Here is an 18,906-nt window from a genome sequence, read left to right as displayed (position 1 = left end):
CCGACCCCGGGCAAGGCTCCCGGCCACGGCGCGGCTTCGGGCGCCGACACGGGTTCCGGTGGGCGTCCGGCGGCCGGCGGAGGTGCTGCCTCCGGTGGTGCTCCGGCTTCGCGTGGAGCCTCGGGGGCGGGCAACGGCTCGGCTTCGGGCACCGGCGGGGCCACGGGTGGCCAGGGTGCCGGCGATGCGACCGGGCGTCCCGGCAGTGAGAAGCCGCGGAAACCGGAGGCGCCGGCCGCCTCCGAGAAGCCTCAGGCGGCCGAGAGCACCCAGGTGCTTCGGCGAATCACGGCGCCCCGACGGCCCCAGGGCGCCGAGACGCCCTCGGCGGGTCCGGCGCAGTCGGCGCGGACCGGCAAGGAGGGCGAGGCCTCCCCGGGCGCCGGGGAGGACCGGGCGCCCGAGACCACGCAGATCCTGCGGCGCGTCACCGCCCCTCGCGCCGGCGAGCCGGGCGGTCCCGGCAAGACGGCCGGGGCCTCCCCGTCGGGTGAGCCGACCACCACCGGCCGCACGCCCGCTCCCCGGCAGGGCGGCCCGAACCGGGCCGCCCGGGCCGCCGGCGCGGCCGGGGCTGCCGGAGCCGGTGCGGCCGGCGCTGCCGGTGCCGCCAGTGCCGCTGGTGCCGCCGGTGGGGTCGGAGCAGCCCGGGCCGCTCGTGCGGCCCGCGCCGCGGGTGCGGGTGCTGGTGCGGGTGCCGCCGCTCAGGCCGCCGCGGCCGGGGGTGCCCCGGGGGGCCGTAGCGGCTCCGGAACCACGGCGGGCGGCCGGCCGGCCCCCGGGACGCCCGCAGCGCAGGAGACCACCGCCCTCGCCGCCACCTCGGACGCCCCCGACGGGTCGGCCCCCGGGGGCAAGGGCAAGAAGCCCAAGCGGCCCAAGCGGACCGGCTGGCGGCGGATCTTCCCCACCTGGCGCATGGTGCTCGGCACCTTCATGATCGGCATAATCCTGATCATCGGCCTGTTCTTCCTCGGCTACTCGATGGTGAAGATCCCGCCGGCCAACGCCCTCGCGACCAAGCAGAGCAACGTCTACCTCTACGCGGACGGCTCCCAGCTGGCCCGCGACGGCGAGATCAACCGCGAGAACGTGGCCCTCGCCCAGATCTCCAAGGACGCCCAGCACGCCGTCCTGGCGGCCGAGGACCGCGACTTCTACACCGAGTCCGCCATCGACCCCAAGGCGATGCTCCGCGCCGGCTGGAACACCGCGACCGGCAAGGGCAAGCAGTCCGGCTCCACGATCACCCAGCAGTACGTGAAGAACTACTACCTGGCCCAGGAACAGACGGTCACCCGCAAGGCCAAGGAGTTCTTCATCTCGATCAAGCTGGACCGGCAGAAGTCCAAGGACCAGATCCTCGAGGGCTACCTCAACACCAGCTTCTTCGGCCGCAACGCCTACGGCATCCAGGCCGCGGCCCAGGCCTACTACGGCATCGACGCCACCGACCTCGACCCGGCCCGCGCCGCCTACCTCGCCGCGCTCGTCAACGCGCCCAGCGAGTACGACGTCGTCGCCCACCCCGAGAACAAGAAGGCGGCCGTCGCCCGCTGGAACTACGTCCTGGACGGCATGGTCACCAAGGGCTGGCTCAGCGAGTCCAAGCGCACCGGCCTGAAGTTCCCCATGCCGAAGGAGCAGACGGTCTCCACCGGCCTGTCCGGCCAGCGCGGCTACCTCGTCGAGGCGGTCAAGCACTACCTGACCACCAACAACATCATCGACGCCGACCAGCTCGCGGCGGGCGGCTACCGCATCACCACCACCATCCAGAAGAACCGGCAGGACGCCTTCGTCAAGGCGGTCGACGACCAGCTGATCTCCAAGCTGGACAAGAAGAACCGCAAGCCCGACACCTACGTCCGGGCCGGCGGCGCCTCCATCGACCCGAGGACCGGCAAGGTCGTCGCGATGTACGGCGGCATCGACTACGTGAAGCAGTACACCAACGGCGCCACCCGCGGTGACTTCCAGGTCGGCTCGACCTTCAAGCCGTTCGTGTTCACGTCCGCGGTGGAGAACGGCTCGACCACCCAGGACGGCCGCACCATCACCCCGAACACCATCTACGACGGCACCAACAAGCGGGTCGTCCAGGGCTGGAGCGGCACCCCCTACGGCCCGGAGAACGAGGACCAGAAGTCGTACGGTCCGATCACCGTCCGCAAGGCCACCGACCTGTCGGTGAACTCCGTCTACGCGCAGATGGCCGCCGACGTCGGCCCCTCCAAGGTCAAGCAGACCGCGGTGAACCTCGGCATCCCCTCCGACACCCCGGACCTCTACCCGTCCCCGTCCATGGCCCTCGGCACCGCCAACGCCAGCGTGCTGGACATGACGGAGGCGTATGCGACCCTCGCCAACCACGGCAAGCACGGCACGTACACGATGATCGAGAAGATCACCAAGGACGGCACCGAGGAGATCAAGCTGCCCGCGCAGCCGGTCAAGCAGGCCGTCAGCCGTGAGGCCGCCGACACCACCACGTCCGTGCTGCAGAGCGTCGTCGAGACCGGCACCGCCACCGCCGCCCAGGCCGCGGGCCGCCCGGCGGCCGGCAAGACCGGTACCGCCGAGCAGGACACCGCCGCCTGGTTCGCGGGCTACACCCCCGACCTGGCCACCGTGGTCTCGGTCATGGGCCAGGACCCGGTGACGGCCAAGCACAAGCCGCTGTACTGGGCCCTCGGCCAGCCCCGTATGAACGGTGGCGGTCCGCCCACCCAGATCTGGGCGCAGTACACGCGCGCGGCACTGGAGGGCAAGCCGGTCGCCGACTTCGACCTCCAGCTCGAACAGGGCGCCGACCAGATCCAGGAGCCCCCCGCCACCGCCTCGGCCCAGCCCGACACCGGCGACCAGGACGACGACGACTCGACCGACGGCGGCCGGGACGCCGGCGGGGCGACCGCCACCCCCACCACCGGCGGTCCGACCACCGACGGCGGCCCCACGACCGGCGGTCAGACGACCGAGGGCGGCACCACCACCGACGGCGGCCCCACGACCGACGGCGGGAACACCACGACCGGCGGAGACACGACCGGCGGAGACCCGACCACCACAGGCGGGACCACGGACGGCGGCACGCCCGGCGGGGGCACGACGACCGGAGGCGGGGGGACGCCCGGCGGAGGCACCGACGCCGGCGGGACGACGACCGACGGAGGCACCTTCCCGTAGCCGGCCCCGGGCGGCCGTGCGACCTCAGTGACCGCTGGTCGCCTTCAGCCCCACCACGGCGATCAGCAGCAGACACACGAAGAAGACCCGGGCGGCGGTGACCGGCTCACCCAGCACCACCATGCCGAGCACCGCCGCACCGGCCGCCCCGATGCCCACCCACACGCCGTAGGCGGTACCGATGGGCAGGGACTTCGCGGCGTACGACAGCAGCACCATGCTCGCGACGATGCCGGCACCGGTGAACAGACTCGGGACCAGCCGGGTGAAACCCGCGCTGTACTTCATCCCGATCGACCAGCCGACTTCCAGCAGACCGGCGACGACGAGCAGAACCCAGGCCATGACAGGCACCTCCGAGACGAACGGCGACTCTTCTTCCGGTGCGTCGTCTTTGCCTTCGACCCGGTACGGCGCGTCTCGTCGGGTTCCTTTCGAACATAGCAACAAAGCGCCGAAGAGGGCCGGTGACGGTGGTCACCGGCCCTCTTCGGCGTCGAATCAGAGGTGGAGCGGGGAAAGGTCGAAGATCAGGCGGAGGTCCCGGAACGGGGTCAGAGATACAGCCCCGTGGAGTCCTGCGACCCCTCGAAACGGTCCGCGGCGACCGCGTGTAGATCACGCTCGCGCATGAGCACGTACGCCACGCCCCGCACCTCGACCTCGGCCCGGTCCTCCGGGTCGAACAGGACACGGTCGCCCGTCTCCACGGTCCGTACGTTCTGGCCGACCGCGACGACCTCGGCCCACGCCAGCCGCCGCCCGACCGCCGCGGTGGCGGGAATCAGGATGCCCCCGCCCGACCGACGCTCACCCTCACCGGTCTCCTGCTTGACCAGAACACGGTCGTGCAGCATCCGGATGGGCAGCTTGTCGTGATGAGGGCTGCTGTGCTCGTTTCTGTTGGCGCTCACACCCTTGAACCTACCTGCCTTCGCCCCGCCTGTACGTGTCCGGGTCGCCGCCCGGTTCAGCCCTTGCGCCGCCGGGACCCGAGCGCGAGCAGTCCCACGACGCCCACGACGACGAGCGCGACCGGCACGATCCGCTCCAGCCGGGGCGCCCCCTCCTCGTCCACGAACCGTGCCCGTACGTCGGTCACCGCCCGGTTGGCCTGTACGTACGCCCGTCCGACGGTGTGATCGACCTGCGCGATCACCTTGGCCTTCGCGTCGCCGACGATCGTCCTGGGGTGCACCCGCATCCCGATCTCGTCGAGCGTCTCGGCCAGCACTTCACGGCGGCGCTTGATGTCCGCCTCGATCTGCGCCGGGGTTCTGGTGTCCGACGTGTCCGCCACCGTACGGCCTCCGAAGTCTCCTGATGCTGTCCCGAACAGTCTGTCAGCTCATCGCCGCGCCGCATCGCAAGGGCCCCCGGTTACGCTGGCCCGATGAGCGAGCGACTCCAGCCGGGGGACGTGGCCCCCGCCTTCACCCTCCCCGACGCCGACGGCACCGAGGTCTCCCTTACGGACCACAAGGGCCGCAAGGTCATCGTCTACTTCTACCCCGCCGCCCTGACTCCGGGCTGCACCAAGCAGGCGTGCGACTTCACGGACAACCTGGAGGTCCTGGCGGGCGCCGGCTACGACGTCATCGGTATCTCCCCGGACGAGCCGGAGAAACTCGCGAAGTTCCGCGAGAAGGAGTCCCTGAAGGTGACGCTGCTGGCCGACCCGGACAAGAAGGTCACCGAGGCGTACGGCGCGTACGGCGAGAAGAAGAACTACGGCAAGACGTACCTGGGCGTCATCCGCTCCACGATCGTCGTGGACGAGCAGGGCAAGGTCGAACGCGCCCTGTACAACGTCCGCGCGACGGGCCACGTAGCCAAGATCATCAAGGACCTGGGCATCTGAACCCGCTGCCCGGCCGCTAGCATGGCCGGGCAGCATCGGGCGGCCGTGGTGGAATTGGCAGTCACGCTGGGTTTAGGTCCCAGTGGGGTAACTCCCGTGAGGGTTCGAGTCCCTCCGGCCGCACCAGAGTTCACCTGCCGGCGTTCAGCCGAGCAGTTCCCGCACCACCGGTACCAGCGCCCGGAACGCCTTGCCCCGGTGGCTGATCGCGTTCTTCTCCGCCGGGGCCATCTCGGCGCACGTGCGGGTTTCGCCCTCCGGCTGGAGGACCGGGTCGTATCCGAAGCCGTTCGTGCCCGCGGGGGCGTGCCGCAGGAGGCCCGGCAGCCGGCCCTCGACGACCCGTTCCGTGCCGTCGGGCAGAGCCAGGGCGGCCGCGCAGGCGAAGTGGGCGCCGCGGTGCTCGTCCGCGATGTCGGAGAGCTGGGCGAGGAGGAGGTCCAGGTTGGCCTGGTCGTCGCCGTGGCGGCCGGCCCAGCGGGCGGAGAAGATGCCGGGAGCGCCGTTCAGGACGTCGACGCAGAGACCGGAGTCGTCGGCGACCGCCGGGAGGCCCGTCGCCTGGGCGAGCGCGTGCGCCTTGAGCAGGGCGTTCTCGGCGAAGGTGACGCCGGTTTCCCTGACGTCGGGGACGTCGGGGTAGGCGTCGGCACCGATCAGCTCGTGCGGCAGGCCTGCTTCGGCGAGGATCGCCCTCAGTTCGGTGATCTTTCCGGCGTTGCGGGTGGCGAGGATCAAGCGGGTCATGCGGCCAGTATTCCTGGCCGCCGGGCCCCGGCGTCCGCCGCCCGCCCCGCTCCCGGCCGATCCCGGCCCGGCCCCGGCTACAGCTGTGCCTGGCCCGCGCCCTCGAGGGTCGTCAGGTCCAGGGACCCGGCCATCTTGGCGAAGCCGAGGTCGCTGGGGTGCAGATGGTCGCCCGAGTCGTACTCGGGACGCAGCCGGCGAGGGGCGTAGGGGTCGCGGAGGGCCTTGTCGAAGTCGACGACCGCGTCGTACACGCGGCCGGCCCGGATCTGCGCGTTGACCTGCTGCCGTACCGCCTCCCGGGCCGAGGTGTAGCCGCGGTGGCCCTCGAAGGGCATCAGGGTGGCCCCGACGGCCTTCAGGCCGCGGGCGTGGGCCTGGCGGACGAGCGTGCGCAGGCCGTCGGTTATGCGGTTCGGGTCGGCGAGCGTGGGGTTGCGCAGGATGTCGTTGATGCCGAGGTCGATGACGACGACCTTGACGTTGGTGCGGGAGAGCGCGTCGCGGCCGAAGCGGTCGAGGCCGCTCTGGTTCTCGGCGGGCCGGCCGAGGCCGTCGGCGAGGACCTGGTTGCCGCTGATGCCCTCGTTCACGACGCTGTAGCGCGGCAGCCGCTGCCCGCTCTCCAGCGCGCCGCGCAGCCGGCCGGCGAGGACGTCCGGCCAGCGCCGGTTGGCGCCGACGGTGGAGGTGACGCCGTCGGTGAGGGAGTCGCCGAAGGCGACCACGGTGCCGTCCGCCTCGTTGCTGAGGACGTCCAGGGCCGTCAGATAGCGCCAGTACAGGGTCTGTTGGGTGTACGGGGTGCCGGTGGAGTCCTCGGTGCGGTCGCCGACGGCGACGTAGGAGACCTGCCGGGCGCGCGGGTGGTAGGTGACCGGGCCGGACGGGGTGGGGGAGTAGGTGGTGACCAGCACGTCGCTGCCGCGCGGAACGACCACGCGTACGGCGTCGCTGACGACCTGTCCGCCCGCGGGGATGACGACGCCGGCGCTGCCGTCGAAGGTGAGGCGCCGCATGGTGGTGGCGTCGGCCGCGGCGGTGCCGTCGCCCGCCGAGAGGGCGAGGGAGGCGTGCGTCAGGGCGAGCGGTGACTGGCCGTAGAGATTGGACAGCGTGATCCGGGCACTCGTACCGCCGGTACCCGCGTGGACGACGTTGCGGACCGAGCGGCCCGCCAGGCCGTCGGCCTCGGTGCCCGGCTCGCCGCCGACGGGGGCGGTGGCCCAGGAGCCGACCCAGGTGCCGGTGGAGGCGGGGGCGGCGGAGGAGTCGTGGGGCGGGCGGTTGTCGCTGAGGGTGCTGCGGTGGGTGCCGTCGTCGGCCGCCACGGTGACGTATATGACGGCGGACAGTGCGATGACGAGGGCGGCGAGCGCGCCCAGCACCGCATAACCATGACGCTTGGTCACGCTGGTGTCGTTCTCCTCGGGAGATGGGAGCCCGAGGCTCCGATCCGATGAGCCCATGATGCGTCATGGGCTGGGGAGGCCTGACAGGGCCCTGCCCAAAACCCCCTTTCTGACAGACGCCGGGAACTCCTGTTCCGTTCCGGGAGTCGGTCAGGAAGGGACAATTGTGTGCGGGATCACCGAACGGGTGGAGCTGATGGAACCTACCGAGACGGGAACACCGGGGACGGCGGCACCGGCGCGCGCGACGTCGTACCGGACCATGACGGCCTTCACCCCGGCGGACGAGGAGCGCCGGGCCGGTGTGCGGCGCATGAAGCTCACGGCGACCGGGCTGCTGCTGTTCGTGGCGGTGGTCTACGTCCTGGCCGAGCTGGCCGCCCACGAGGGCGCCGGGGCGTGGGCGGGCTATGTGGCCGCGGCCGCCGAGGCGGGCATGGTGGGCGCGCTCGCGGACTGGTTCGCGGTCACGGCGCTCTTCCGGCACCCGCTGGGGCTGCCCATCCCGCACACCGCGATCATCCCCACCAAGAAGGACCAGCTGGGCATCTCGCTGGGCGAGTTCGTCGGGGAGAACTTCCTGTCCGAGGACGTCGTACGGCAGCGGCTGCGCGCGGTCGGCATCGCCAGCCGGCTCGGCGCCTGGCTGGCGGAGCCGGAGCACGCGGACCGGGTCACCACGGAGCTGGCGACCGCGCTGCGGGGCGCGCTGGCGGTCCTGCGGGACTCCGATGTGCAGGCGGTCGTCGGCGAGGCGATCACGCGGCGTGCCAACGCGCAGGAGATCGGGCCGGGCATCGGCAAGATGCTGGAGAAGGTCGTCGCCGACGGCGGGCACAAGCGGGTCGTGGACCTGGTGGTGGCCCGCGCGCACGACTGGCTGGTGCTGCACCGCGGTGACGTCATGGTCGCCGTCGAGGGCGGCGCGCCCAACTGGACCCCGCGGTTCGTCGACAAGAAGGTCGGCGAGCGGGTCTACAAGGAGCTGCTGCGGTTCGTCACCGAGATGCGGGACATGCCCTCCCATCCGGCACGCGGGGCGTTGGACCGGTTCCTCACCGACTTCGCCTCCGACCTGCAGTCCGACACGGAGACACGGGCGCGGGTGGAGCGGCTCAAGGGCGAGGTGCTGGGCCGCGGCGAGGTGCAGGACCTGATCGCGTCCGCCTGGACGGCCGTACGGTCCATGATCGTGGCGGCCGCGGAGGACGAGCGCAGCGAGCTGCGGCAGCGGCTGCGGGCCGCGCTGCTGTCCCTGGGCGCCCGGATGGCGACCGAGCCGAAGGTGCAGGACAAGGTCGACAGCTGGGTGGAGGGCGCGGCGGTGCACGTGGTGACGACGTACCGCAAGGAGATCACGTCCCTGATCACCGACACGGTGGCGGGCTGGGACGCCGAGCACACGACGCGCAAGATCGAGGCGCACATCGGCCGCGACCTGCAGTTCATCCGGATCAACGGCACGGTGGTGGGATCTCTGGCGGGGCTGCTGATCTACGTGGTGTCGCGGGGGCTGGGCGCCTGACCGGACTGTTCCGGCGAGGCCAGGGCACCCGACAGCCCGTCCTTCGACGAGGAGGGAGCCCATGAGCACAGCAGCCGAAGCACCGTCGCCGCAGACCGGCCGGACCATCACGACCACCATCCCCGCCCGGCTCGACCGACTTCCCTGGTCCCGCTGGCACTGGACGATCGTGATCGGGCTCGGCACCGTATGGATCCTCGACGGCCTGGAGGTCACGGTCGTCGGCAACATCGCCGGCCGGCTGTCCGAGCCGGGCAGCGGCCTGTCGATCTCCTCCGGCCAGGTCACCGGAGTCGCCGCCGCCCTGTACGTCGCGGGCGCCTGCTCCGGAGCGCTGTTCTGGGGCCGGCTGACGGACCGTTTCGGCCGCAAGAAGCTGTTCATGATCACCCTGGCGGTGTACCTGGCGGCGACCGCCCTGACGGCCGTGTCCTGGGAAGCCTGGTGGTTCTTCCTGTTCCGCTTCCTGACCGGCTTCGGCATCGGCGGTGAGTACGCCGCGATCAACTCCGCCATCGACGAGCTGATCCCCGCGGACTACCGCGGCCGGGTGGACCTGATCATCAACGGGAGCTTCTGGCTGGGCGCGGTCGGCGGTTCGCTGCTGTCGATCGTCGCGCTCGACACCGGCCTGCTGGCCGCGAACATCGGCTGGCGCCTGACCTTCGCCCTGGGCGCGGTACTCGCCCTGGTCATCCTGCTCGTACGACGGCACGTGCCGGAAAGCCCGCGCTGGCTGCTGATCCACGGCCGCGACGGGGAGGCGGAGGAGATCGTCTCCGGCATCGAGCGGCGGATCGAGGCGGAGAAGGGCGCACCGCTGCCCGAGCCGGAGGGCGAGCTGGAGATCCACCAGCGCCGGAGCGTGACCTTCATGGAGATCGCCCGCACGGTCTTCGGCCGCTACCGCAAGCGCGCAGTGCTCGGTTTCTCCCTCTTCATCGGCCAGGCGTTCCTGTACAACGCGATCACCTTCGGCTTCGGCGCGATCCTGACCACGTTCTTCGACGTGCCGTCCGACCACACCGGCTACTACTTCGCGGTGATCGCGGTCGGCAACTTCTGCGGTCCGCTGCTGCTCGGCAAGCTGTTCGACACGGTCGGCCGCCGGGTGATGATCTCCTCGACGTACCTGCTGTCCGGCCTTCTCCTCTTCGGCACCGCCTGGTTGTTCGACCGCGGTTCGCTCAGCGCGGGCACGCTGACCGCCTGCTGGTGCGCGGTCCTCTTCTTCGCCTCCGCGGGCGCCTCCAGCGCCTACCTCACGGTGTCGGAGATCTTCCCGATGGAGACGCGGGCGATGTCCATCGCCTTCTTCTACGCCCTCGGCACCGCGGCCGGTGGCATCAGCGGCCCGCTGCTGTTCGCCGACCTCACGGGCACGGGCAAGGTCGGGGACACGGTCCTCGCCTTCTCGATCGGCGCGGCTCTGATGTGCGCTGCGGGTCTGGTCGCGGCGGTTCTCGCGGTACGGGCCGAGCGCCGCTCCCTGGAGGACATCGCCCGCCCGCTGACGGCGGCGGCGAGCCGGGCCAGGGCGGCGACGAAGACCGCCGTGCCGTCCGGCCGCAAGCGGGGAGCGGGTGCGGGTACGGGTACGGGCGCAGGCCCCCAGGGGCCGCCGCCACCGGTACCGCCGGCGGCTAGCAGGCCGTAGCCGGTCGGTGCTGGTGCTGGTGCTGGTGCCGGTGCCGGTGCCGGGGGCCGTGCGGGGCATGGCCGTCAGGTGGGGCGGTGCCGGGTGGCGGTGCGGGGCATGGCCGTCAGGTGGGGCCGTGCTGGGTGGCGGTCAGCAGGCCATGACGTCAGATGGGGCGGCGGTGCGAGCCTGACCGGCAGGCTGTGCGGTGTCGGGCGGCGGCTGGCGAGGCCGTGACGCCAGGCGGTGCGGGGTCGGGCGGCGGTGCGGGCCGTGACCGTCAGGTGGGGCGGTGCTGGGCGGCCGCCGGCGAGGCCGTGACGTCGGGCGGGGCGGTGTCGGGCGGCGGTGCGGGGCATGGCCGTCAGGCGCCGGTCGTGGAGCCCGGCCGGACGATCATCAGGACCGTCACGGTGGCCCACAGCAGGTTGAACAGCCCGGTGAACATCGCGAGCCGCGCGGTCTGCCGGACCGTACCGCCGCCCTCCACGAACGCGGCCTGGCCCGGCAGCACCAGCGCGGCCAGGACGACGGCGGCGAGGGCCGTCAGCGCGATGGACACGATCAGCCAGGCGCTGCCGAGCACGCCCATCCGGCTCGCGGTGGCGAACCCGAAGACCGGGACGACGACGCCGACGACGGCGTACACCCGGCAGATCCGGTGCAGCAACTGGAGCGTCCCGGAGTCGCCGGGGTCGTCCCGGTGGTCGGGTTCGCCGGGCGCGGCGAGGGCCCGGCGCGCGACGGGCGGGAACATGCTCGCGGCGACGGTGACGGGCCCGACGGCGACGATCGCGGCGATGACGTGGACGGCGAGGAGGAACTTGGTCACGGCGGTGACGGTAGGGGGCGGGGAGATCGCGCAGAAGTGGCGGGAGTGCCAGGGTTCAACGGATTCTCGCCAGCCGGCTCTCAAGCGGTGTGAGCTGCCGCTTCCCCGAGGGGTGGCCGCCGGCGAGCATCCGTCGAAGGCCTACGATCCCGCCATGCACACCGTGGCCGTACTGGCGCTGGACGGGGTCGTCCCGTTCGACCTCTCCGCCCCCATCGACACCTTCGGCTGGGCGCGGCTGCCCGACGGCCGGGTGCCGTACCGGGTGCGGGTGTGTTCGGTGCGGGAGGAGGTGAGCGCGGGCGCCTTCACGGTACGGGCGCCCTACGGCCTCGACGCGCTCGCCGAGGCCGACACGATCATCCTGCCGGGGGTCGCGGAACCGCCGCGGGTGTTGCCGCCCGGTGTCGCGGAGGCCCTGCGCGCGGCGGCGGCGAACGGCACGCGCATCGCCTCGATCTGCGTCGGCGCGTTCCTCTTCGCGGCGACGGGCCTGCTGGACGGCCTGCGCGCGACGACCCACTGGATCGCGGCCCCGGACCTGGCCGAGCGCCACCCGAAGGTGACCGTCGACCCGAACGTCCTCTACGTCGACAACGGCCAGTTCCTCACCTCGGCGGGCGCCGCCGCGGCGATGGACATGTGCCTGCACATGATCCGCAAGGACTTCGGCTCGGCGGTCGCCGCGCACGCCGCCCGGATGTCGGTGATGCCGCTGGAACGGGAGGGCGGGCAGGCCCAGTTCATCGTCCACGACCTGCCCCCGGCCCCGGCCGGCGCCACCCTGGAACCCGTGCTGCACTGGCTGGAGGACCACTGCGACCGCGATCTGACGCTGGACGAGATCGCGGCCCGGGCGGGCATGAGCACCCGCACCCTCAACCGCCGCTTCCGCGAGCAGACGGGTACGACACCGCTGCAGTGGCTGCACCGGGCACGGGTGCGGCGGGCCCAGTACCTGCTGGAGACCACCTCCCACCCGGTCGAGCGCATCGCCGTACAGGCCGGTTTCGGCTCGCCCACGGCCTTCCGGGAGCGCTTCCGGAGAGTGGTCGGTACCAGCCCACAGGCCTACCGGAGGGCGTTCCGGGCCGGGGAGAAGGCGGCGTAGGGGAGTGGGCGCGGCCGGCGGCGCAGACGGTGGACCCGGTCAGCTCTCGCGTGCGGGCGAAGACGGAGAGCGGGCCGCCGGGTCAGGCGTGCCGGTCGGCGACGGCCCAGGAGGCCAGGGCGACGGCTCCGGCGACGCCGAGGACGGACGGCCAGGCGCCGACCTTCTTCGCCAGCGGATGGGACCCGGCGAACGCGGCGACGTAGGCGGCGGTCAGCGCGCCCGCGGCCTTACCGCCCGCCTGCGTGCGCCACTGCTGCGCCGCGGCGGCCCCGGCGACGGCCAGGACGACCCCGCCGAGCTGCCGCTTCTTCGTCCAGCGGGCGACGCCGTAACCACCGACGAGCCCGGTCGCGGCGACGACCGCGCTGGGAACCCTGGCCATGACTGCCTCCTGTGTGTCCCGTACCAGCCCCGAGGTCTGGTCAGAGGCTAACGCGCAGATATGGGCGCAAAGCCAACCTGAGTCGAGGCTTGTCAAGTTCCCGGCGGCTGTCCAGTGGCTCCGGGGCAGCGGATGCCGCAGGAGCCACATGCCGCACGTTGGCCGAACTCCACCTCATGGCAGCTGCATTACGGGGTATCGGGCTTCCGGTGTCCCGATGTGTCCGGAGGAGGAGCAAGCGCGATGACCGTGACGACCCCAGAGCCGAGAGCGACCGTTCCCGCCCTGTCCGTGTCCCCACCCCTGTCCCCGTCGCCGTGTCCTGCCGCCCCTGACGTGGCCGAGGACGCCGGCTGGCTGGAGCTCACGGAAGCGGTACGCGAGGCGGGGCAGTACACGACGAGGGCGGAGGCGGAACGCGTCACCCGCATCGTCCTCTCGGCCCTGGGCGGCCATGTGATCGGCGAGGAACGGGTGGCCCTCGCACAGGCCCTGCCGCGAGAGGCGGGCGGGGTGATCGCGTCGCAGATCCCGGCGACCCACCCCCTGACGGCGCGCGAGTTCGTCGAGTCGGTGGCGACACGCGTCGAGGGCGCGACCCCCGCGACGGCCCGCTGGGACGTCGGCTCGGTCCTGGGCGTGCTGTCGGAACAGCTCGGCGAGCCGCTGACGACCCGCATCCTGGGCCAACTCCCGCCGGGCTACGCCCTCCTGTTCGGCCGCGCGGACCTGGCACCGGCGGCCTAGAACCGACGCCCGAGCACTGCGCCCCCCATGGCACCGCGCGCCGCACAACGCCCTGCGGCGCGCGGTCAACTGGCACTCATGCCGCGCTCCGGCCAGCTACCCCGCGCCTCGTACAGGGAGTTGATCTTCCGGGAGGCTTTGAGGAACAGGTGGTCGACGGCACCGTCGACCGGCTCCGCGGACCGGGTCACCGTGTCCAGCCGGAGCCGGCGCCGCATCTGAGCCGGGTCCGGACCGAAGGAGTAGAGAACGCCTCCCGGCTGTTCGGCCTCCTTCTCGAAGTAGACGAGCGCACCCACGACCGTTCCCTCCTTGGGACGCTCACTCTCAGACGCGCTCGAGGGCCCGATGAGGCCCCGCGGGAAGCTCGACCCGGATCACATCGCCGGGCCGCACCACACCCCCCACCAGAACCACACTCATGACCCCGCTCCTGTAGCTGACACGACCGTCTTCACCGCGCCCCACGACCTGCTTCAGCAACCCCTGCCGAAAGTCGTCGATCTGCGCGCAGGGATTGCGCAGCCCGGTCACCTCTACGACGGCCTCGTCCCCGATCCGCAGTCGTGCCCCCGTGGGCAGCCCGAGCAGATCGATCCCGCGGGTGGTGATGTTCTCGCCGAGTTCCCCGGGCCCCACCCGGAACCCGGCACCCGCGACCTCCTCGAACAGCTCCTCATGAATGAGGTGCACCTGCCGCAGATTCGGCTGAGTCGGATCCTGCCTCACCCGAAACCGATGCTTGACGGTCACCCCGGCATGCACGTCCCCCTCCACCCCGAGCCCGGCCAGCAGGGTGATGCACTCCCGGGTGGGCTTGGTGAAGGAGTACTCCCCGTTACTGCTGACCGCCGTGACCGTCGCCTTCATACCCGACCCACTTTACTTTCCTGTGTGCTGAAAACTGTTGGCGAAAGTCATCAGCCACTGTCACTTCGTTGTCTCATCTGCTTATTGATTAGCCAGGTCGGCCATACGCGAGGCCGACCTGGCGCTCTCGACTAGCTAGGGCTGATGGCCGCATATGTCCACACGTCAGCAGGCAGTTCGTGGTGCAACTGCCAGGTGATGGCCATCGGTTTGCTGCCGGTGTGCTCCATGTAGGTAGCAGGGCCCAAGAGCATCCACGGCTGTGATTTGCCGATATCGCTATTTTTATAGCGGCGCATGAACAGTAGCACCTGGCTGCCCCGTTGTGACCTCTGCTGGTAGCGAAGACCCGTGGGAGAGTTCGCGGCGGTCGAGTTCTGCGACTCCCAGTGAATGAGCGTCGGACTCAGGGCGTAGTCTTTGAATCGCACCGATGGTGAAAAGTCCTTCTCGTTCTTCTCAAGGGTGATCAGGAGCGCGTCCGTTTGGATATCGTCGACCCACTGAACGCCTTGCGCGAAGGTCCTAGGCATCTGTCCGCCAAAGCGGGCAACGCCGAGGGCTGCCAGAATTTCGGAGCGGTTGTAGGAGCAGTGGATCTTCAAAGGGATGGCGCCGTGGCTTCCCGTCAACGAAATCGGGAAGTGGTCTGCCTGGTCGATGGCGTGCGACAACACCTGCCGTAGCTCATTGCGGACGGCGCGTTGCGTTCGCAGTGACTCAAGACCTTCCTGGTAGCTCGCGAAGCCTCCCGCGTTGTCCCACAGGTTGAAGAAGAGCATGCGGGCATACAACTGGTCGGACGCCACCAGGGCTTCATAGGGCGGCGCGTCATCGTCGAGCAGACGGAGGTACGCGTTCGCGCGATCGGTGTCGTCGACATGGAGGAAGGCGTGTACCCGCTTGAGGAGGGCCGGTTCTCCGGTGGGAACCGGGTCCTTGAGGAAGCCGGCCCTGCGGAGGACGGTTGTCCACGAGTTGTCGCTCTTGTACAACTCCTTGATCTCTCGCCGGCTCTCGCGCAGGTAGTCTGCGATGAGCGGGGTGTCGTAGGCCTTAGCCTCGCTGACCAGAGTCCTCACGTTCGCGTTCAGTTGAGTGCGAATGTTGTTGAGGACGAGTTCCTTGGCCTTTCCCTCCAAGATGATCTGGCAGCCAGAGGGAAGGACCGGGAAATCGCGGTCCATGTGATCGACAAGCCGGTTCCTGGAGAGATTGGTCAGGGCGCGGAACTGCTCTTCGAAGCGGAACTCAGCTCGATGCTGTCCGATGAAGTCAAGAACAGTGAGCACCGGCTTCGTCTCGGTTCGGCGAAGTCCCCGCCCCAGTTGCTGGAGGAAGACGGTGGCGCTGTTGGTGGGGCGCAGCAGGAGTAGCGTGTCGACGTCTGGGACGTCGAGGCCCTCGTTGAAGAGGTCCACGGAGAAGATCACCTGGATCCTGCCCTCACGCAGGTCAGAGAGTGCCTGGGACCGGACAACGGCAGGAGAGCCGCTGTCCAGGGCGACTGCCTGGAAGCCGGCCTTACGGAAGAAATCGGCCATGAAGTGCGCATGTGCTTGGGTCACGCAGAAGCCCAGGGCGCGCATGGCTCCTGGGTGAGAGATCTTGTCGCGTATCTGCTTGAGAACGATGCGTGCTCGGGCCTGGTTGCCTGTGTAGAGGTTGTCGAGGTCCTGGGGCGCATAAGTCCCCTTCTGCCAGGCGAGGTTCGTAAGGTCGCTGCCGTCGGGAACCCCGAAGTAATGGAAAGGACACAGCAGATCGTTCTCTAGGGCTTCCCATAGCCGCATCTCGGCGGCGATCCGTCCGTCGAAGAACTCATCCTGCACATTGAGGCCATCCATGCGCTCAGGAGTGGCGGTCAGTCCAAGGAGCTGTTTCGGCTTGAAGTGGTCTATGACCCGGCGGTAGGTCGTGGCCGTAGCGTGATGGAACTCGTCTATGACGATGATGTCGAAGTGATCCGGGGCCAGTTGTTCCAGCCGCGGCAGGTTCAGTGACTGGACGCTGGCGAAGACGTGACTCCAGGCCCTCGGGTCCTCACCGCCATAGAGTAGCTCTCCAAAGTCGGCGTCGTTGAGCACCTCCTGGTAAGTGCGCAGCGATTGCTTCAGGATTTCCTTGCGGTGGGCGACGAACAGCAGTCTCGGACGACTGCTTCCCAGCTGCTTGCTGAGGTTTCGGTAGTCCAGGGCCGCCATGACGGTCTTTCCGGTCCCTGTTGCCGCCACAAGCAGGTTGTGGTCACGCCCACGGATCTCGCGTTCCACACGGAGTCGTTCGAGCATGTCCTGCTGGTATGGGAAGGGTCGAACCTCCAGGCCGGAGAGGTTGATCTTCAGGTCGGTGGTGGAGGTACCACCGTTCGCCTGAGCCAAGGCAGCATCGAGACGCTCGCCATGCTGATCGGGGTCGTAGTTCTCGAAGGCTGAGTCATTCCAGTACGCGTCGAACGTCGCCTCGAACTTGTCCAGCACAGCTGGTGTGGCGACGGACGAGAGCCGCACGTTCCACTCCAGGCCGTCAAGGAGGGCGGCCTTTGAAAGGTTGGAGCTGCCGACATACGCCGTGTCGAAACCAGTGTTCCGCCTGAAGAGCCAGGCCTTCGCGTGCAGCCGAGTGGAACGAATCTCGTAGTTGACCTTCACCTGTGCGCCGAAGTCACGGACGAGGCGGTCCAGCGCGTGGCGGTCGGTGGCCCCTATGTAGGTCGTCGTGATGACACGGATCTGAACCCCTCGCTCGTGCGCGGCGCGCAAGGAGTCCTCCAGGACCCGGATGCCGTACCACTTGACGAATGCGCAGAGCAGGTCTATGCGGTCAGCGGTGGCAAGTTCCGCCCTGAGTTCGGCACCGAGACTGACGTCGTCAGGGGAGTTGGTGATGAGGGAGGTCTCGGACAGGGGGGTGAGGGGGCGTAGGGCGTATGCACCCGGAGCCTCCGGTTGTGCCAGTGCCAGAAGTTGCCGCGGACCTTCGACGAGAGTGCTGACTGGTTCAGGCTCACTCATGTCAGGTGCGTGGACGGCCAGTGCTTGGAGCACGCGATTTGTGACCGTGACCCGATCATCCGCTGAAAGCCGGCTCAGCTTTCTCCGAAGCACCTCACCGACATAGTGAGCAAGCACATGAGGAGCGGACTCCTGACTGACCTCCGAGTCGATAGCCTTCCAGCCGGCGGCCTCGAAGCGGACGATCTCATCGCGCACTTCGCGGGTGATCAACTTCTCGTAGGCACCCGCGACCGGCTTCGACAAGCCCTCAGGTTCCGTCATGACCGCCCCCGCCCCCTAACCCCTCATGGACCTCGGGCACGATCATTCGCGCGCCGTCTGAGATCTGTTCTAGCAGCAGCCACCGACGTTCGACGGTGGCACCAAGGGATCAGACGCTATGGATGGCCCCGCGCAGGACAGCCCGAGGCCAATGTGCGTGGGCACGCCCTTCGCAGGGAGTCGGGAAGCGTCAAGAACCCAGCTGGTAACTGTCCGGCTGGGCAGGGTTGAAATGTGCGAGCGTGAGGCTCCGGGGTGACCCGTCAGGCGCTCCCGTGGCACCCGCCATATTCCGTACCGGACTCACACCAGCACTCCACCCCCCGCTGCGGCGGCCAAGCCACCGCGCGTCCCCGGGCCGCCAGGGTCGTCGCGTACTGGGGGAGGAGGGTCGCGTCTGCCGGTGGCGTGCCCTCCGAGGCGGCGAAGGCCTCGTAGGACGGGACGGTGCCGGTGACGATGCCGAGGTTGGGGGTGCCGGAGGAGGAGAGTTCGCGGAGGGAGGACTCTATGGTCGCCAGGTGTTCCTCGTGGGAGGGGTACTCCGTGGACAGGGCCGGGTACGCCGACACCAGTTCCGCCAGTTCGGGGGCCGGCCAGTGGAGGACGGCGACGGGGAAGGGGCGGGAGAGGGCCTCCCGGTACGCGCCCAGTTCGGCTCGGAGGCGGGTGATCTCCGCCTCGAGTTCCGCCGGGTTCTCCGAGCCCAGGGACCACACGCGTTTCGGGTCGTGGAGGTCGTCCAGGGAGACCGAGGACGCCGACACGGACGTGGCCGCGTGGAGGGTGTCGGCCAGGGTGTCCCAGTCGTCGTGCGGGAGGCCCTGCATGCGGCGGACGCGGTGGCGGCCGTAGAGGAGAGGGTGGGTGGCGGGAAGGGGTTCCGTCCCGTCTCTCAGCAGCAGGCGCGCCGCTTCCGTGAACGTCTCCGCCGCCGCCTCCAGTTCGTCGTGGGCCTCCAGGGCCTCGGCCACGATCACCCAAGGGGCCGGGTCCCGCGGGGCGGACGTGCGGATGCCCTCGATGATCGCCCGTGCCTCCGCCTCGTGGCCGTACTCCCACAGGTTCGACGCCTTCAGGGCGCGGATCAGGGGAGGGTTGTCCAGTCGCTCGGCGGACGACAGCAGACGGTCGTAGAGCGCGGTGGCCGCGGGGCGGTCGCCGGACAGTTCCAGGTGGGCCGCTGCGCGCAGGAGCAGGGCCTCGGCGTCCTCGGGATACAGTCCGGCGGTCCGCTCCAGGCGTGCCGCTTCGGCGGTGTGGTCGACGTTCTCGGCAGGCGTGTCGGGGCGCATGGGGGACACCGTACT

Annotated in this window: 17 protein-coding genes, 1 tRNA gene and 1 riboswitch; of the genes, 7 read left to right on the top strand and 11 right to left on the bottom strand. The window is 70.0% G+C overall.

Features of this window, described 5'->3' with window-relative positions:
* The first annotated feature begins 273 nt into the window (after positions 1–273).
* Entirely contained in the window at positions 274–3,189 is a 2,916-nt protein-coding gene (locus tag ACZ5CW_RS04250; protein ID WP_468598402.1) for a transglycosylase domain-containing protein, read from the top strand.
* Between the two features lie 24 nt (positions 3,190–3,213).
* Here ACZ5CW_RS04250 and ACZ5CW_RS04245 read toward each other — a convergent pair whose 3' ends face one another.
* From ACZ5CW_RS04245 to ACZ5CW_RS04235, 3 genes are all read right to left on the bottom strand, one after another.
* Positions 3,214–3,534: a DMT family transporter gene (locus ACZ5CW_RS04245; RefSeq protein WP_468598190.1), complete on the bottom strand. Its 321-nt coding sequence runs from the start codon at positions 3,532–3,534 to the stop codon at positions 3,214–3,216.
* Between the two features lie 37 nt (positions 3,535–3,571).
* A riboswitch (guanidine-III (ykkC-III) riboswitch) is annotated at positions 3,572–3,639 on the bottom strand.
* Between the two features lie 104 nt (positions 3,640–3,743).
* Complete coding sequence (locus ACZ5CW_RS04240) at positions 3,744–4,046, bottom strand: GroES family chaperonin (protein ID WP_468598401.1); 303 nt, start codon at positions 4,044–4,046, stop codon at positions 3,744–3,746.
* Between the two features lie 113 nt (positions 4,047–4,159).
* The gene (locus ACZ5CW_RS04235; protein WP_468598188.1) at positions 4,160–4,489 is read right to left on the bottom strand and encodes a DUF3618 domain-containing protein; all 330 of its coding nucleotides are present in this window, start codon (positions 4,487–4,489) and stop codon (positions 4,160–4,162) included.
* 93 nt (positions 4,490–4,582) lie between these two features.
* Between ACZ5CW_RS04235 and bcp the strand changes: the two genes are divergently transcribed.
* Both bcp and ACZ5CW_RS04225 read left to right on the top strand, forming a co-directional pair.
* The gene (gene bcp, locus ACZ5CW_RS04230; RefSeq protein ID WP_468598186.1) at positions 4,583–5,050 is read left to right on the top strand and encodes a thioredoxin-dependent thiol peroxidase; all 468 of its coding nucleotides are present in this window, start codon (positions 4,583–4,585) and stop codon (positions 5,048–5,050) included.
* Positions 5,051–5,089: 39 nt separating this feature from the next.
* A tRNA-Leu gene (locus tag ACZ5CW_RS04225) sits at positions 5,090–5,176 on the top strand.
* Between the two features lie 18 nt (positions 5,177–5,194).
* Here ACZ5CW_RS04225 and rdgB read toward each other — a convergent pair.
* Both rdgB and ACZ5CW_RS04215 read right to left on the bottom strand, forming a co-directional pair.
* A complete protein-coding gene (gene rdgB, locus ACZ5CW_RS04220; protein WP_468598184.1) occupies positions 5,195–5,797 on the bottom strand; it encodes an RdgB/HAM1 family non-canonical purine NTP pyrophosphatase in 603 nt (200 codons plus the stop codon).
* 77 nt (positions 5,798–5,874) lie between these two features.
* The gene (locus tag ACZ5CW_RS04215) at positions 5,875–7,209 is read right to left on the bottom strand and encodes an SGNH/GDSL hydrolase family protein (RefSeq protein ID WP_468598182.1); all 1,335 of its coding nucleotides are present in this window, start codon (positions 7,207–7,209) and stop codon (positions 5,875–5,877) included.
* Between the two features lie 166 nt (positions 7,210–7,375).
* Here ACZ5CW_RS04215 and ACZ5CW_RS04210 point away from each other — a divergent pair, with 166 nt between their 5' ends.
* Entirely contained in the window at positions 7,376–8,734 is a 1,359-nt protein-coding gene (locus ACZ5CW_RS04210; RefSeq protein WP_468598181.1) for a DUF445 domain-containing protein, read from the top strand.
* Between the two features lie 61 nt (positions 8,735–8,795).
* Positions 8,796–10,391: an MFS transporter gene (locus ACZ5CW_RS04205; RefSeq protein ID WP_468598179.1), complete on the top strand. Its 1,596-nt coding sequence runs from the start codon at positions 8,796–8,798 to the stop codon at positions 10,389–10,391.
* 346 nt (positions 10,392–10,737) lie between these two features.
* Here ACZ5CW_RS04205 and ACZ5CW_RS04200 read toward each other — a convergent pair whose 3' ends face one another.
* Positions 10,738–11,205 (bottom strand): hypothetical protein, encoded by a 468-nt coding sequence (locus tag ACZ5CW_RS04200; protein WP_468598178.1) that lies wholly within the window; start codon positions 11,203–11,205, stop codon positions 10,738–10,740.
* Between the two features lie 154 nt (positions 11,206–11,359).
* Between ACZ5CW_RS04200 and ACZ5CW_RS04195 the strand changes: the two genes are divergently transcribed.
* Positions 11,360–12,316 (top strand): GlxA family transcriptional regulator, encoded by a 957-nt coding sequence (locus tag ACZ5CW_RS04195; protein WP_468598176.1) that lies wholly within the window; start codon positions 11,360–11,362, stop codon positions 12,314–12,316.
* 82 nt (positions 12,317–12,398) lie between these two features.
* On the opposite strand, the gene ACZ5CW_RS04190 is transcribed toward ACZ5CW_RS04195, so the two are convergent.
* Positions 12,399–12,701 carry a hypothetical protein gene (locus ACZ5CW_RS04190; protein ID WP_468598174.1) on the bottom strand — a complete coding sequence of 101 codons (303 nt, stop codon included), beginning with the start codon at positions 12,699–12,701 and terminating at the stop codon, positions 12,399–12,401.
* Positions 12,702–12,944: 243 nt separating this feature from the next.
* Between ACZ5CW_RS04190 and ACZ5CW_RS04185 the strand changes: the two genes are divergently transcribed.
* Positions 12,945–13,448 carry a DUF2267 domain-containing protein gene (locus ACZ5CW_RS04185; protein WP_468598172.1) on the top strand — a complete coding sequence of 168 codons (504 nt, stop codon included), beginning with the start codon at positions 12,945–12,947 and terminating at the stop codon, positions 13,446–13,448.
* 65 nt (positions 13,449–13,513) lie between these two features.
* On the opposite strand, the gene ACZ5CW_RS04180 is transcribed toward ACZ5CW_RS04185, so the two are convergent.
* From ACZ5CW_RS04180 to ACZ5CW_RS04165, 4 genes are all read right to left on the bottom strand, one after another.
* Complete coding sequence (locus tag ACZ5CW_RS04180; RefSeq protein ID WP_468598171.1) at positions 13,514–13,747, bottom strand: hypothetical protein; 234 nt, start codon at positions 13,745–13,747, stop codon at positions 13,514–13,516.
* A gap of 28 nt (positions 13,748–13,775) precedes the next feature.
* Complete coding sequence (locus tag ACZ5CW_RS04175; RefSeq protein ID WP_468598170.1) at positions 13,776–14,318, bottom strand: MOSC domain-containing protein; 543 nt, start codon at positions 14,316–14,318, stop codon at positions 13,776–13,778.
* Positions 14,319–14,449: 131 nt separating this feature from the next.
* Positions 14,450–17,596: a DEAD/DEAH box helicase gene (locus ACZ5CW_RS04170; RefSeq protein WP_468598168.1), complete on the bottom strand. Its 3,147-nt coding sequence runs from the start codon at positions 17,594–17,596 to the stop codon at positions 14,450–14,452.
* A 263-nt stretch (positions 17,597–17,859) separates the two neighbouring features.
* A complete protein-coding gene (locus tag ACZ5CW_RS04165; RefSeq protein ID WP_468598167.1) occupies positions 17,860–18,891 on the bottom strand; it encodes a hypothetical protein in 1,032 nt (343 codons plus the stop codon).
* Positions 18,892–18,906: the final 15 nt, after the last annotated feature.

This window comes from Streptomyces sp. NPDC031379 (genome assembly GCF_055569615.1).
Note: the sequence above shows the minus strand (reverse complement) of the source record. Positions and strands in the feature narration are given on the sequence as shown.